This is a genomic window from Bacillus sp. CH140a_4T, from assembly GCF_008923725.1.
Taxonomy (GTDB): domain Bacteria; phylum Bacillota; class Bacilli; order Bacillales; family Bacillaceae_G; genus Bacillus_A.
Genome location: NZ_WBPF01000019.1, coordinates 111166 through 125296, shown reverse-complemented (window position 1 = coordinate 125296; position 14131 = coordinate 111166). Strand labels below are relative to the sequence as shown.

General features: G+C 36.0%; 13 protein-coding genes. 9 read left to right on the top strand and 4 right to left on the bottom strand.

Annotated elements, in window-relative coordinates; all coding sequences use genetic code 11:
* The first annotated feature begins 101 nt into the window (after positions 1-101).
* A complete protein-coding gene (gene aspA / locus F8162_RS20825; RefSeq protein ID WP_151635645.1) occupies positions 102-1535 on the top strand; it encodes an aspartate ammonia-lyase in 1434 nt (477 codons plus the stop codon).
* 40 nt (positions 1536-1575) lie between these two features.
* On the opposite strand, the gene F8162_RS20820 is transcribed toward aspA, so the two are convergent.
* The gene (locus F8162_RS20820) at positions 1576-3195 is read right to left on the bottom strand and encodes an L-lactate permease (RefSeq protein ID WP_151635647.1); all 1620 of its coding nucleotides are present in this window, start codon (positions 3193-3195) and stop codon (positions 1576-1578) included.
* 814 nt (positions 3196-4009) lie between these two features.
* Between F8162_RS20820 and F8162_RS20810 the strand changes: the two genes are divergently transcribed.
* Both F8162_RS20810 and F8162_RS20805 read left to right on the top strand, forming a co-directional pair.
* Complete coding sequence (locus tag F8162_RS20810; protein WP_000081429.1) at positions 4010-4297, top strand: ArsR/SmtB family transcription factor; 288 nt, start codon at positions 4010-4012, stop codon at positions 4295-4297.
* Positions 4298-4488: 191 nt separating this feature from the next.
* Positions 4489-4668, top strand: coding sequence for an acid-soluble spore protein H (locus tag F8162_RS20805; protein ID WP_000382683.1), 180 nt, complete (start codon positions 4489-4491; stop codon positions 4666-4668).
* A 41-nt stretch (positions 4669-4709) separates the two neighbouring features.
* Here F8162_RS20805 and F8162_RS20800 read toward each other — a convergent pair whose 3' ends face one another.
* Both F8162_RS20800 and F8162_RS20795 read right to left on the bottom strand, forming a co-directional pair.
* Positions 4710-6059, bottom strand: coding sequence for a peptide MFS transporter (locus tag F8162_RS20800; RefSeq protein ID WP_063261600.1), 1350 nt, complete (start codon positions 6057-6059; stop codon positions 4710-4712).
* A 381-nt stretch (positions 6060-6440) separates the two neighbouring features.
* Positions 6441-7406: an ABC transporter substrate-binding protein gene (locus tag F8162_RS20795; RefSeq protein WP_151635649.1), complete on the bottom strand. Its 966-nt coding sequence runs from the start codon at positions 7404-7406 to the stop codon at positions 6441-6443.
* A gap of 162 nt (positions 7407-7568) precedes the next feature.
* Here F8162_RS20795 and F8162_RS20790 point away from each other — a divergent pair, with 162 nt between their 5' ends.
* The 3 genes from F8162_RS20790 to F8162_RS20780 are packed head-to-tail and all read left to right on the top strand — an operon-like array spanning position 7569 to position 10462.
* Positions 7569-8573 (top strand): FecCD family ABC transporter permease, encoded by a 1005-nt coding sequence (locus F8162_RS20790; protein WP_151635651.1) that lies wholly within the window; start codon positions 7569-7571, stop codon positions 8571-8573.
* On the top strand, positions 8570-9628 hold the full coding sequence (locus tag F8162_RS20785) for a FecCD family ABC transporter permease (RefSeq protein WP_151635653.1): 1059 nt from the start codon (positions 8570-8572) through the stop codon (positions 9626-9628). Before F8162_RS20790 ends, F8162_RS20785 begins: the two co-directional genes overlap by 4 nt.
* A gap of 12 nt (positions 9629-9640) precedes the next feature.
* Positions 9641-10462: an ABC transporter ATP-binding protein gene (locus F8162_RS20780; protein WP_151635655.1), complete on the top strand. Its 822-nt coding sequence runs from the start codon at positions 9641-9643 to the stop codon at positions 10460-10462.
* A gap of 32 nt (positions 10463-10494) precedes the next feature.
* Here the strand turns inward: F8162_RS20780 and F8162_RS20775 are convergent, their stop codons facing one another.
* The gene (locus F8162_RS20775) at positions 10495-11226 is read right to left on the bottom strand and encodes a class I SAM-dependent DNA methyltransferase (protein ID WP_151635657.1); all 732 of its coding nucleotides are present in this window, start codon (positions 11224-11226) and stop codon (positions 10495-10497) included.
* Between the two features lie 212 nt (positions 11227-11438).
* On the opposite strand from F8162_RS20775, the gene F8162_RS20770 reads away from it, so the two are divergent.
* From F8162_RS20770 to F8162_RS20760, 3 genes are read left to right on the top strand one after another with little or no spacing between them, the layout of a single operon-like run.
* Complete coding sequence (locus tag F8162_RS20770; RefSeq protein ID WP_151635659.1) at positions 11439-12629, top strand: glycine C-acetyltransferase; 1191 nt, start codon at positions 11439-11441, stop codon at positions 12627-12629.
* Between the two features lie 44 nt (positions 12630-12673).
* Positions 12674-13639: an L-threonine 3-dehydrogenase gene (locus tag F8162_RS20765; protein WP_151635661.1), complete on the top strand. Its 966-nt coding sequence runs from the start codon at positions 12674-12676 to the stop codon at positions 13637-13639.
* 59 nt (positions 13640-13698) lie between these two features.
* Positions 13699-14121, top strand: coding sequence for an NUDIX hydrolase (locus F8162_RS20760; RefSeq protein WP_151635663.1), 423 nt, complete (start codon positions 13699-13701; stop codon positions 14119-14121).
* Positions 14122-14131 lie beyond the last annotated feature (10 nt).

The window sequence follows — 14131 nt, the reverse complement described above, 5'->3', positions numbered from 1 at the left end:
AGTGAAGGTGGATACTGAAAAATTCTTCTGCATGATACTCGTATTTTTAGAGGGCGAATTTTTTAGATAAGGATTTAGAATGAAAAGTATAGGTGATGAAAATGATAGCAACGAAGGATATACGTATAGAAAAAGACTTTTTAGGTGAAAAGGAAGTACCAAGTGTAGCTTATTATGGTGTACAAACATTACGTGCTGTAGAAAACTTCCCGATTACAGGATATCGCATTCATCCGTCACTCATTACGGCAATGGCAATTGTGAAAAAAGCGGCGGCACTTGCAAATATGGATACTGGTTACTTAGCGAAAGACATTGGACATGAAATTGCAGAGGCAGCACAAGAAATTGTTGACGGGAAATTTCATGATCAATTTATCGTGGATCCAATCCAAGGCGGTGCTGGAACTTCTATTAATATGAATACAAATGAAGTAATCGCTAATCGAGCGTTAGAACGTATGGGATATGAAAAAGGCGAGTATGCAAAGATTAGTCCAAACACGCATGTGAATATGGCTCAATCAACGAATGATGCGTTTCCAACGGGAATTCATATTGCAACTCTTATGATGTTAGAAGAACTTCTTATTACAATGGAAGAACTTCATGCAGCTTTCCGTGTAAAAGCAAAAGAGTTCGATCACGTTATTAAAATGGGGCGTACACATTTACAAGATGCTGTTCCGATTCGTCTTGGACAAGAATTCGAAGCGTATAGCCGCGTGCTTGAGCGTGATATAAAGAGAATTAAACAGTCTCGCCAACATTTATATGAAGTGAACATGGGGGCGACAGCTGTTGGTACGGGATTAAATGCAAACCCTATGTACATTGAACAAGTGGTTAAACACTTGAGAACATTTAGCGGATTCCCACTTGTTGGTGCAGAGCATTTAGTTGATGCAACGCAAAACACGGATGCATACACAGAAGTATCTGCGGCATTAAAAGTATGTATGATGAATATGTCTAAAATTGCGAATGACCTTCGTATTATGGCATCTGGTCCACGTGTTGGATTGGCGGAGATTCAATTGCCAGCTCGTCAACCAGGTTCATCTATTATGCCAGGGAAAGTAAACCCTGTTATGGCAGAAGTAATTAATCAAGTTGCTTTCCAAGTAATTGGTAATGATCATACAATTTGCTTAGCGTCAGAAGCGGGACAATTAGAGTTAAACGTAATGGAGCCTGTACTCGTATTTAATTTAATTCAATCTATTAGTATTATGAATAACGGATTCCGTGTATTCCGTGAATATTGTATTAAAGGAATTACAGCAAATGAAGAATTGCTGAAGCAATATGTGGAGAAGAGTGTTGGAATTATTACAGCAGTAAACCCTCATATTGGTTATGAAGCAGCATCTCGTATTGCGCGTGAAGCAATTGAAACAGGAAAATCTGTTAGGGAGTTATGTTTAGAACATGGTGTACTGACAGAAGAAGAATTGGATATTATTTTAGATCCATTCGAAATGACGCATCCTGAAATTGCTGGAGCTTCTTTATTAAAGAATAAGAAGATGTAATGTGAAAAAACACCGATCCATTTGGATCGGTGTTTTATTTTTAAAAGATATTAAATACAGAGTTTAATTGAAGTAAGCTAATAATCGCTAAGAAGATTAAACTGTATTTCATTGCTGTTTTAAATAGGGCAGATTCTTTACCAACTAGTCCAACTGCTGCACAAGCAACTGCTACAGATTGTGGTGAAACCATTTTTGCCATTGTACCACCTACTACGTTTAATGCAACGAGTGTAGAAGGAACGATGTTTAATTGATCTGCAGTTACTGCTTGAAGCGGTGCGAATAATGAACCACTTGATACTACTGATCCTGTAATGAATACGCCAATCCATCCTAAGATTGGAGAAAGAACTGGGAATGCATTACCAGTAGAAGAGAATGCAAGTCCAAGTGTAGATGACATACCAGAGTAGTTCTCTACGTAAGCTAAAGCGATAACGCTACAGATTGTATATACTGGAGCTTTTAGTTCTTTCATTGTTTCTACTACTAATTCTTTAACCATTTTACCTTTTACGCGGTACACGATAAGTGAAACGATAATTGCCAATACGATTGCAGTAGTTGTAGAAGAGAATACATCAAACTTGAAAACAGCTGCGAAAGGTGTATCAGCTTTTGTAATAGGTGTAGTTTTCATAACAGCATTATGAAGACCAGGGAATTGAATGTTAAATACTAAGTTTGCTAGTGCGCCATCCGGAGCAAATAAAGCTTTAATTGGTTTTAAATTAAAGATTGTTACGAATGCAGTTAAGAATACGAATGGAGACCAAGCATATAAAATTTGATTGAATGTATGAGATGCTTTTTCTTCTTGTTTTTCTTTTTTAGTAGAAGATTTTGGCTGCCAAACACGTAAGAATAATGCAAGAGAGATCATACTTACAACGGCTGCGAAAATATTAGTAAGTTCTGCACCTAAGAAGTAAGTTACAAGGAACTGAGTAACCGCGAAAGAAACACCACTTACAAGAATACCTTGCCAAGTTTCTTTGATACCTTTAATTCCATCAACCATTGATACAAGTAAGAAAGGTAAAACAATACTAATGAATGGTAAAATAAGAACAGTTTGACGACCGATAGTTAATGCGTCTAGTTCAGTTAATTGTGCTGGTACTGTAACTGGGATACCCATAGCACCCATAGCACCACCAGCGATGTTTGCTACTAAACAAATACCTGCTGCTTTTAATGGATTAAAGCCCATACCTACAAGTAATGCAGCTGTAATAGCAACTGGAACCCCTAGCCCAGCCGCGCCTTCTAAGAAAGCACCAAAAGAATAAGCGATTAATAATACTTGTAAACGTTGGTCATTTGTAATGCTTGAAATACTATCACGAATGACATTGAATTGCTCTGTTTTAACAGTTAATTTATAAAGGAAAATTGCTGCGATAACGATAGTACAAATTGGATAAAATCCAGATAAAACACCGAATCCGGCAGATGCTACAGCTACTGTTGCTGGCATTTTATAAACGAATATAGCAAGAATAATAGCGACGATCACACTGTAAAGACCAGCGATATAACTTTTCATTTTTAGTCCCATTAAACAAATGATGAAGCAGAAAATTGGAATTGCTGCGATTAGTGCAGATAACCAAATATTGTTTAATGGGTCATAAATTTGTGTCCAAGTACTCATAATAATGACAACTCCTATCTATTTTATGTGAAGAAATTCACATTATTTGTGAAACAATTCACAATCAACTTACATGCTTAGTATATTCTCCTTCAACACTATTGTCAACGTAAAAAAGTATAATTATTCCATAATAGTGTTAAAAGGAATGCTTTGTTCATAAAGTAGACAAAAAGCGCACTCGAATACATTTGAATGCGCTTTTTGAAGTTATTTCTATATTATTTTGTTTGTTCGCATATCATTAATCTTATATGTTAGATGACGTCTTTGCATTAAGTATATAGGATGTTGAAATTTGATAGGTGTCACATGCTGGTCTGAGTTGATCTAGTAAGAAAGAGAAAGTAAATGCATTTAATAGGAAGTTTTGAATAACAGTCTGAGCAAGTACAATACGAATTAAAACAACAATAATTCAATTTTTAATATTACATTATCTTTTTTACTGAAAATTCCTTTTTGCATAACAAAGAGGTTAAATATGACCCAAATACGTTACGATAGGTTATCAATTATAGACGGTATTTTACAATATCATTACTGTACGTTGCAATGCAGTGAAAATATAACAAAAAGCCTGATAAAACAACGTTTGTAAGCAAAGTATTCCTAGCTCTTACTTTTGCTTTTTCATTATATCATATAGTATAATATTCAAAATCAGCAAGGAATTTTTCCTGAATTCTTTCCTGATAAAGGTGGAAAAAATTTTCAGCTTTATAGGTTGATAAAGTTATGTCGTAACAGGAAATATAAGAACAGATATATAAATAAATAAAAAGAAAATAAAAACGAAAATGAGGGGAACTTTATGAGCCAAAATCAATTCGAATGTCGTATTTCAGAAGAAGATGTACAAATGTTAAGAGCGCTAGCGCATCCGTTACGTTTACGCCTAGTAATGGAACTAATGCAACGTGGAACTTGTAATGTAACACAATTACAGGAAGTGTTAGAAATTCCACAATCAACGGTTTCGCAACATTTAACGAAATTAAAACAAAATAAAGTAGTGCGCTTTGAAAGACGAGGACTAGAAGTGTATTATCAAATTCATAATGATAAAGTAAGTGAAGTTGTAAAGACATTATTTTCTTAAAATTTGAATATTATGGAAAGAGACGTGTGGGATATACGTCTTTTTTTATTTGTCAGAAAGATAATAGGATAGAAAATGTTAGCATGAAGGGAAGAAAAGGCTATCCATTAAAATGATGCTATATGGAATATATTCTAAAGGGGAAAGAAAAGATAGAAAGGAGTGTAGTAAGGAAAAGGAGGAATAGTAGTATGGATGTAAAACGTGTGAAACAAATTTTATCTTCTTCAAGTAGAATTGACGTTACATATGAGGGCGTCCCAGTATGGATTGAGAGCTGTGACGAGCAGAGTGGGGTTGCTCAAGTGTATGATGTATCTAATCCTGGAGAAAGCGTTCACGTGAACGTGACGGCTTTAGAGGAGAAGTAATAGAAAAGACGCTTCTAATTTTAGAAGCGTCTTTTTATTTCTTATTCCATCATATGTGCAATTTTCTTAGAGAACATAAGAAGTACTAATCCTAGCACGATTACGATGACACCGATGCTTGCGAATACTTCTAAATATCCTAAAGATTGAGTGAAAGCAGCTAATTGTCCTGCTAATAAGTTTGCGAAGCCAGTACCAGCTAACCATACACCCATTAATAATGATGCTAATTTAACAGGAGCGATTGCACTTACCATAGATAATCCGATTGGTGATAAGAATAACTCACCGATTGTGTGGAACATGTAAGTGAATACAATGAATAGTAAGTTTGCTTTCATTGCAATATTACCTTCATCGCTACCAGTTTTTAATACAGCTAAAGTTAGAACTAAATATCCAATCCCTAGTAAAATCATACCAAATGCCATTTTTGTTGGGATTTTTAAGTCACCATTTTTCGTTTTTGAAAGTTTAATCCATAATGCAGAAACCGGTAATGCTAGTAAGATAATGAATAGTGGGTTTACAGATTGGAACCAAGGTGTTGGAATTGTAAATCCACCGATTGTGCGATCCACGAACTTATCTGTGTAAAGTGTTAAAGAACTACCAGCTTGTTCAAATCCTGCCCAGAAGAATACAACGAAACAAGTTAAAATTAAAATTGCAGTAGTACGTTTTTTCTCTTGTGTTGTTAAAGGCTTTTTCTCAATTGCTTTTGCATTTTTTTCTTTAGACTTTTTACCGACAACAGTTGTTCCAATAGACCCTAAGTAACGAGGTGCTAAGAAATTAAAGGCAAGTTGTCCAATAATCATACCGATACAAGCTGTTAAGAAACCGTATCTATAATCTGCGAAGTAACCGCAAATGAATGGAGCGATAAGAGCCCCTAAGTTAATTCCCATGTAGAAGATAGTGAAGGCACTATCACGACGAGAATCGTTTTCGCTATATAATTGACCTAATAAAGTCGAAATATTTGGTTTGAAGAATCCGTTACCAATAACTAATAATCCTAATCCTAAGAAAAGTCCAGTTTTTGTGTTCATTGAGAATAATACAAAGTTACCAATTGCCATGATGATACCACCAATAGTAATGGCATGTCGCTTCGTAATGAAATGGTCAGTTAACCAACCACCAATAATAGGTGTGAAATATACAAGCATTGTGAAAATACCGTAAATTTGAACTGCAACTGCTTTATCAAATCCTAAACCACCGCTTACTAAGCTCGTTGTTAAATAAAGAACTAATAAGCCGCGCATTCCGTAATAACTAAATCTTTCCCATGCCTCTGTAAAGAACAACAAGTATAACCCTGGTGGATGTTTTTTTGGTGATTGTTGCTCTCCAGCTTTGTCTAATTTTAAAGCTGCATCCATTTTTGTTTCCCCCTAATCCTGTATAACGGATATTTATGTAATCATTTTAATTTACAAAATATTTAGAAGTCAATAGAATTATATGGAAATAGAAAGAAAATTTCTAAAAAATTTCTATTTTTCTTCAACCGTTACTGTATTTTGCCCTGAAAACGAGATGATAAGCGTTTTCAAATGTAATAATTGAATTCTAAAAGAAAATAAAATAGTGATTAATCAGAAAATTTAGATTAAAATATTTATTCTGATATAAAGAAAATACATTCTATTTACTTTTATAATATAACATATTGGGAATAAAAATACAAAATGAAATAATGTGACATTTAAGTGAATTGAAAAATAACCAGCTCCATAGAAGGAGAGCTGGTTAAGGAAATATTATTTAGCAAAGCGTTTTTCAATATCATCTAATAGTAGGTTAGCAGCCATTACACCACCAGCTGTATTCCAAATAACGTCGTCAACTTTGTATGCTTTACCATTTTTCACTGCATTTAAATTTTTAAATAGAGGATCATTGATATATTCTTTTTCTAATTCAGAGCCTTTTTTCTCGTTTCCTTTGTCGAATGTGAAGTAGAATAATACATCGCCATCCATTGCGGAAATACGTTCTTTAGAAACGTTACGTTCTGCAAAGTCATCTTTATTTTGATCACCAGGACGATTAAATCCAAGTTCTTTTAAAATAACACCAGAGAATGTATCGCCATGATAAATACGAACATCACCAGGCATGAAGCGAACCATAGAGATTTCTTGATTTACTTTATCGCCTAGTTTTCCTTGTAATTCTTTTGTACGTTTTTCGTAATCAGTTAAAACCTTTTGACCTTCTTTTTCTTTATTTAATGCTTTTGCATAAAATTTGAAGTTATCTTTCCATTCACCACGTAGCGTCTCAGAGAACACAGTAGGTGCAATTGCTGTTAGTTGCTCGTACACTTTTTCGTGACGCATTTTGTTACCGATAATTAAGTCTGGTTTTAAAGAAGCAATTGTTTCCACGTTCACTTGTCCTTCATCACCAACAACTTTTACATCTTTCATTTTATCTTTAATATGTGGATACCATGGATCACCAGTCCAAGATTTTACAGCTCCAACTGGTTTCACACCTAGTTCAAGTAAAGCTTCAGTTCCTTCATTTGTTAAAATAACTACACGTTTTGGATTAGCAGGAACTTCTGTTTTTCCCATTGCGTGTTCCACCGTAATCATTTCTTTTTTCGTATCTTCTTTTGTTTCCTCTTTCGTATTTGATTTTCCACAAGCACTTAAAAGTAATGAAAAGGCTAGTAAAAATACAAATACTGTAAACGATTTCTTGCGTGTTAAATTCATTATGTACCCCCTACATACTGAGAAGTTTTTTCAATAGCAAGCATGATAATAATACTTCATGGTCCAATTGTCAATGAAAATAATTCTCATTATCGTTGACAATGAGAATTAAGTTGAAATACACTTACAACGTATCATTATACATTGAAGGGGAAACGCTGCATGTTATTAAAAACAAATCAAGCAAAATGGATTGGATTATTTGTTGGAATCATTGCAGTCGTTATTTGTATTTGGGGAAGTATTATTTTCGGATATACAAATACGAGCTGGAAATTAGCGTTAGATGCTTTTTTTCATTTTAATGGTTCCAATGAACATATTATTATTCAAAATGTGCGTCTACCAAGGGCATTAATTGCAGCTAGTGTTGGTGCTAGTTTAGCCATTGCAGGTTGTCTTATGCAAACTTTAACGAAGAATCCACTTGCCTCTCCAGATTTTATTGGACTAAATTCAGGTGCTGCCTTCTTCATAGTTGTAGCAATTGTGATTTTTTCCGTGACATCATTATCAGCTTTCACGTGGATTGCCTTTTTAGGGGCAGCAGTTGCAGCCGTACTTGTATTCGCTTCTAGCTCTTTAGGAAAAGAAGGGACAACGCCTCTTAAGTTAACATTGGCAGGGGTCGCAATTAGTGCGTTATTTTCATCATTAACACAAGGGTTACTTGTGTTAAATGAAAAAGCGCTTGAAGAGGTATTATTTTGGCTTGCCGGATCTGTGCAAGGAAGAAAGTTAGAAATTTTACAATCTGTATTCCCATATTTATTAGTAGGCTGGATCGCATCTCTTATGATGGCAGGGAAAGTAAATACATTGATGATGGGAGAAGACGTCGCAAAAGGACTTGGACAACGTACAATTTTAATGAAATCATTCGTACTACTTGTTATTGTCCTGTTGTCTGGTGGTTCAGTTGCAGTCGCTGGTCCGATTGGATTTATTGGTATTATTACTCCGCATTTTGCCAGATTTCTTGTTGGAGTAGATCACAGGTGGAGAGTACCATATAGCGGGTTGTTAGGTGCAATACTATTAATCTTAGCTGATATAGCAGCAAGATATGTCATTATGCCACAAGAAGTACCAGTAGGGGTTATGACAGCATTTATCGGGGCACCATTCTTTATTTATATTGCACGTAAGAGAGGGCTTAGCAAATGAAGAAGTATATTCCGTTTCGTATAGGAAAAGGCAAGCTCTCGTTTTTAATGTATAAACGAGCTTGTCTCGTCTTATTCAGCTTATTAGTTGTTTTAATTGGATTATTTTTTGCGAGTGCAGGTATGGGAGACATGAAAATTGCCCCTTATGATGTATGGCAAGCGATTACTGGAAATGGCGATGCGATGTCAAATATGGTTGTAAACAAGTTTCGTATGCCGCGTATTTTGATTGCCATCCTTGTAGGAATCGCACTTGCTGTAGCAGGATGTATTTTACAAGGTCTCGTTCGAAATCCACTGGCTTCTCCTGATATCATCGGGATTACAGGTGGTGCAAGTGTTGCAGTTGTATTATTTTTAGCTATATTTAGTGATAAAAATAATGCGCTAACCGTAAGCATTCATTATATGCCGTTAGCAGCCTTCGCTGGGGCAACGATTGTAGCGCTTTTTGTATATTTATTTGCATGGAGAAATGACGGATTATCACCGATTAGTCTTGTTTTAATTGGTGTTGGTTTTTGGGCATTAACGAAAGCGGCAACGACTTTGTTTATGTTGTTAGCGCCAATTTATCAAGCGAGTCAAGCGAATGTATGGATTACAGGTACTGTTTACGGTTCTTCATGGCAAAACGTTATGGTGCTTGCGCCGTGGGTTCTCATTTTAACGGTAATATCATTTATAGCTGCTAGGCATTTAAATGCGCAAGAGCTAGGGGATGATATCGCGGTAGGACTTGGTGTTCCTTTAACGAAGTCACGCGTATTCATGTTATTACTGAGTACAGCTTTAATTGGTGGCGCAGTTGCCTTCGCCGGAGGAATTGGGTTTGTCGGTTTAATGGCACCTCATATTTCACGAAGACTAGTTGGTTCTTTATACGGTGCATTACTCCCAGTTGCGGCTATTGTTGGTGCAATTTTAGTACTTGCTGCAGATTTAATCGGGCGTACAGTTTTCACACCACTTGAAATTCCAGCAGGGGTATTTACATCAGCAATTGGTGCACCTTATTTTATTTATTTACTTTATAAAAGTCGGAATTCATAAAGGGAGATGAATATGCAAAAAGCATTGGAGACGAAACGTTTGACGCTGTCTTATGGTGAAGCAATTATTATTGATGAGTTGAATTTAGAAATTCCAAAAGGCGAAATTACCATCTTTATCGGTTCTAACGGTTGTGGAAAATCAACTTTATTACGTTCACTAGCTAGATTATTAAAGCCAACAACTGGTGACATTTTGCTAGATAATCAAGCCATTCAAAGTATGCAAACGAAGCAAATTGCTCGTCAAATGGCAATTTTACCGCAAGGACCGCAAGCGCCAGAAGGGCTTACAGTATTGCAACTTGTAAAGCAAGGACGTTATCCATATCAAACATGGCTGAAACAATGGTCAGAAAAAGATGAGGAAATGGTACAAAAAGCACTTGCCGCAACAGGTATGACAGAATTTGCTGAGCGTGATGTGCATGCTCTCTCAGGTGGACAACGTCAACGTGCTTGGATTGCAATGACGCTTGCGCAAGATACAGATATTATTTTACTGGATGAGCCTACTACATATTTAGATATGACTCACCAAATTGAAGTGCTAGATTTATTATTCGAATTAAATGAAACAGAACAAAGAACAATTGTTATGGTATTACACGATTTAAATTTAGCATGCCGTTATGCAGACAATATTGTAGCCATTCAAGATAAACAAATATATGCACAAGGTAAGCCGGAAGAAGTAGTGGATGAGAAGCTAGTACGTGATGTATTCCGAATGGAATGTCAAATCAGTACGGATCCGTTATTTGGGACACCACTTTGTATCCCGCATGGAAAAGGAAGACGTGTAGTGAAAGAGGTTGCTCAGGCAATGAGATAATGAAAAAAGACGATGAGGATTCATCGTCTTTTTTATTTTCGGCAGGAGAATAAGAGGAAGAGGGGAATTCGTAAACGTCGTTCATATTCTTCTTCGCTCTGAAAATAAGTTTGATTTGGTGTAGCTTCTTTTATGTTTGTAATCGTAAATCCAGCTTGTTGCAACAATGTAAAATATTCTTCTGTTGTACGATGATATTTAATAACTTCTTGGTCAATCCAAGATTCAACCCGTTTTCCCATTTTAAAATAATCATCAACGAGCCAATTCGTTCTTTTTCCGCTCGTTTGCAAGCTTTCAAATGAAGAGGTAATAATAGGATGCTGAACGCTAAAGGTAAAGGTTCCATTTGTTTTTAAAGTTTGGAACACATTTTGAAAAATGATAGGAAGATTTTCGATATAATGTAAGGCGAGTCTAGATGTTACTAAATCAAAAGTAGAAGGAGGGTATGTATAGTCTTTGAGGTTTAAAAAATGGACGGTGCCATTTTTATTTTCTAGTTGTTTTTTAGCTTTTTCATACATAAGCTTGGAGCCTTCAATACCAGTGTAAGAGAGGCAGCTATTCTCTAATAATTCCTCGCCGAATTTAGCGTCACCGCATCCTAAATCGAGAATTTGTTTTCCTTTTACATCACCAATGAGTTGAAAGAAGGCTGGTTTTTCAAGTGATTCATTTGGGCTATTTTCTCGATATCTTCGTTTCATATATTGTTCCAAAAATGCTTCGTTATTATATACATCAGATTCAGTAAATGCCATGATTGAAGCCCCCTTAAATATTTTTTTATTCTACCAAATATGAAAAGTAAATGATAGATTTCTTGTAATGAATCATATATAATCTAAAATTGTAAGCGGTTACTTTAAGCTATTTTTCTATAATAAATTCTGAAAACGTGTTAAGCTAGTAGAGGGATTATTAGAACTATTAAGACAATAATTCGCTTACATGAACGATGGGAGGCTTCACAATGTCTAGTAAAACACTTGCAAAATTTTTAGAAGAAAATTTAGAGGATTTAAAATCAAAGGGGCTTTATAACGTGATTGATCCGCTTGAGAGTTCAAATGGACCGATCATTACAATTGGCGGAAAAGAATATATTAACTTATCTTCAAACAACTATCTTGGATTAGCAACAGATAGTCGTTTGCAAGAAGCAGCAATTGGTGCAATTCATAAGTACGGCGTTGGAGCAGGAGCTGTTCGTACAATTAACGGTACTTTAGATTTGCATATTAAATTAGAAGAAACAATTGCAAAGTTTAAACATACAGAAGCAGCAATTGCTTACCAATCAGGATTTAACTGTAATATGGCAGCGATTTCAGCCGTTATGGATAAAAATGATGCGATTCTTTCAGACGAATTAAACCATGCTTCTATCATTGATGGTAGTCGTCTATCACGAGCGAAAATCATCGTTTATAAGCATTCTGATATGGAAGATTTACGTAAAAAGGCAATCGAAGCGAAAGAATCAGGACTTTACAATAAATTAATGGTTATTACAGACGGTGTTTTCTCAATGGATGGAGATATTGCAAAATTACCAGAGATTGTTGAGATTGCAGAAGAGCTAGATTTAATGACATACGTAGACGATGCACACGGTTCAGGTGTGCTTGGAAAAGGTGCAGGTACTGTAAAACACTTCGGTCTTTCTGATAAAGTTGATTTCCAAATTGGTACATTATCAAAAGCAATTGGGGTAATTGGTGGATATGTAGCGGGGAAACAAAACTTAATTGACTGGTTAAAAGTTCGTTCACGTCCATTCTTATTCTCTACAGCATTAACACCAGCTGACGCAGCTGCATGTATGCGATCAATTGAAATCTTAATGGAAAGCACAGAGTTACATGATCGTTTATGGGAAAATGGTCGCTATTTAAAACAAGGATTAAAAGAACTTGGCTTTAACATCGGAGAAAGTGAAACGCCAATTACACCTTGTATTATTGGTGACGAAGTGTTAACACAAGAATTTAGTAAGCGTCTAAATGAAGAAGGCGTATACGCAAAATCTATCGTGTTCCCAACTGTAGCTAAAGGAAAAGGACGCGTTCGTAATATGCCTACAGCAGCTCATACGAAAGAAATGTTAGATGAAGCAATTCGTAAGTATGAAAAAGTAGGGAAAGAAATGGGCATCATTTAAGTAAGGACAACTTTTGAATAGCTTGCAAATGAGGAGTGGGGAAAATGAAAAAAATTCTAGTAACCGGTTCTTTAGGGCAAATTGGTTCTGAACTAGTAATGAAACTTCGTGATGTATACGGTGCATCAAATGTTATTGCAACAGATATTCGTGAAACAGATAGTGAAGTAGTAACGTCTGGTCCATTTGAAACGTTAGATGTAACAGATGGACAAAAACTACATGATATTGCAAAGCGTAATGAAGTAGATACAATTATTCATTTAGCAGCTTTACTTTCAGCAACAGCAGAAAAAAATCCTTTATTTGCTTGGAATTTAAATATGGGCGGACTTGTAAATGCATTAGAAGCAGCTCGTGAATTAAACTGTAAGTTCTTCACGCCAAGTTCTATTGGCGCATTCGGTCCATCAACGCCGAAAGATAATACGCCACAAGATACAATTCAGCGTCCTACTACGATGTATGGGGTAAACAAAGTAGCAGGAGAATTACTATGCGATTATTATCATCAAAAGTTTGGCGTTGATACGCGCGGTGTACGTTTCCCAGGTTTAATTTCTTATGTAGCTCCTCCAGGAGGCGGAACAACTGACTATGCAGTTGAAGTTTATTATGAGGCGATTAAAAAAGGCACATACACCTCATACATTGCAGAAGGAACATACATGGATATGATGTATATGCCAGATGCTTTACAAGCAATCATTTCATTAATGGAAGCAGATCCAAGTAAACTTGTGCATAGAAACGCGTTCAATATTACAGCAATGAGCTTTGAGCCAGAGCAAATCGCAGCATCGATTCGTAAACACATCCCGACGTTTACAATGGATTACGCTGTAGATCCTGCTCGTCAAACAATCGCCGATAGCTGGCCAAATTCGATTGATGCAACAGCAGCAATGAAAGAGTGGGGCTTTAAAGCCGAATACGATTTAGACAAAATGACAACGGACATGTTGGCTAAGTTAAAAAAAAAGCTCACAGCTGAGTTAGTGATGAATTGAGAGGAAGAGCCGATTCTTAGGAATTGGCTCTTCATTATTTTTGGAGGGAGAGAAGTCTCATGCAAAGAGTTGACGTCGTATATGCACTAATACATGATGAAGAAACGGATAAAGTATTAATGGTACATAATGTAGAACAAAACGTTTGGTCATTACCAGGCGGAGCTGTTGAAAAGGGTGAAACGTTAGAGGAAGCTCTAGTAAGGGAGGTAAAAGAAGAGACAGGTCTAGCTGCTGTGGCAGGTGGACTTGTTGCCATCAATGAAAAATTCTTTGAAGAGTCAGGGAATCATGCGCTATTGTTTACATTCCGAGCAAATGTAGTAAAAGGTGAACTTATTGCGGAAGATGGAGAAGAAATTTCTGCAATAGAGTGGGTAGATCGAAGGATCGCAAATGAACGATTCCCATTCTACGATGGAGGATTCGAGGCATTATTAGAAGTAGCCATTCCATACAAGTTTCAACCAGAAACAAAGTGATTGAATAAAA

Excerpts from the sequence above, each read along its gene's own strand:
- aspA (WP_151635645.1), top strand. The coding sequence starts at position 102 with ATGATAGCAACGAAGGATATACGTATAGAAAAAGACTTTTTAGGTGAA.
- F8162_RS20820 (WP_151635647.1), bottom strand. The coding sequence starts at position 3,195 with ATGAGTACTTGGACACAAATTTATGACCCATTAAACAATATTTGGTTA.
- F8162_RS20810 (WP_000081429.1), top strand. The coding sequence starts at position 4,010 with ATGAGCCAAAATCAATTCGAATGTCGTATTTCAGAAGAAGATGTACAA.
- F8162_RS20805 (WP_000382683.1), top strand. The coding sequence starts at position 4,489 with ATGGATGTAAAACGTGTGAAACAAATTTTATCTTCTTCAAGTAGAATT.
- F8162_RS20800 (WP_063261600.1), bottom strand. The coding sequence starts at position 6,059 with ATGGATGCAGCTTTAAAATTAGACAAAGCTGGAGAGCAACAATCACCA.
- F8162_RS20795 (WP_151635649.1), bottom strand. The coding sequence starts at position 7,406 with ATGAATTTAACACGCAAGAAATCGTTTACAGTATTTGTATTTTTACTA.
- F8162_RS20790 (WP_151635651.1), top strand. The coding sequence starts at position 7,569 with ATGTTATTAAAAACAAATCAAGCAAAATGGATTGGATTATTTGTTGGA.
- F8162_RS20785 (WP_151635653.1), top strand. The coding sequence starts at position 8,570 with ATGAAGAAGTATATTCCGTTTCGTATAGGAAAAGGCAAGCTCTCGTTT.
- F8162_RS20780 (WP_151635655.1), top strand. The coding sequence starts at position 9,641 with ATGCAAAAAGCATTGGAGACGAAACGTTTGACGCTGTCTTATGGTGAA.
- F8162_RS20775 (WP_151635657.1), bottom strand. The coding sequence starts at position 11,226 with ATGGCATTTACTGAATCTGATGTATATAATAACGAAGCATTTTTGGAA.
- F8162_RS20770 (WP_151635659.1), top strand. The coding sequence starts at position 11,439 with ATGTCTAGTAAAACACTTGCAAAATTTTTAGAAGAAAATTTAGAGGAT.
- F8162_RS20765 (WP_151635661.1), top strand. The coding sequence starts at position 12,674 with ATGAAAAAAATTCTAGTAACCGGTTCTTTAGGGCAAATTGGTTCTGAA.
- F8162_RS20760 (WP_151635663.1), top strand. The coding sequence starts at position 13,699 with ATGCAAAGAGTTGACGTCGTATATGCACTAATACATGATGAAGAAACG.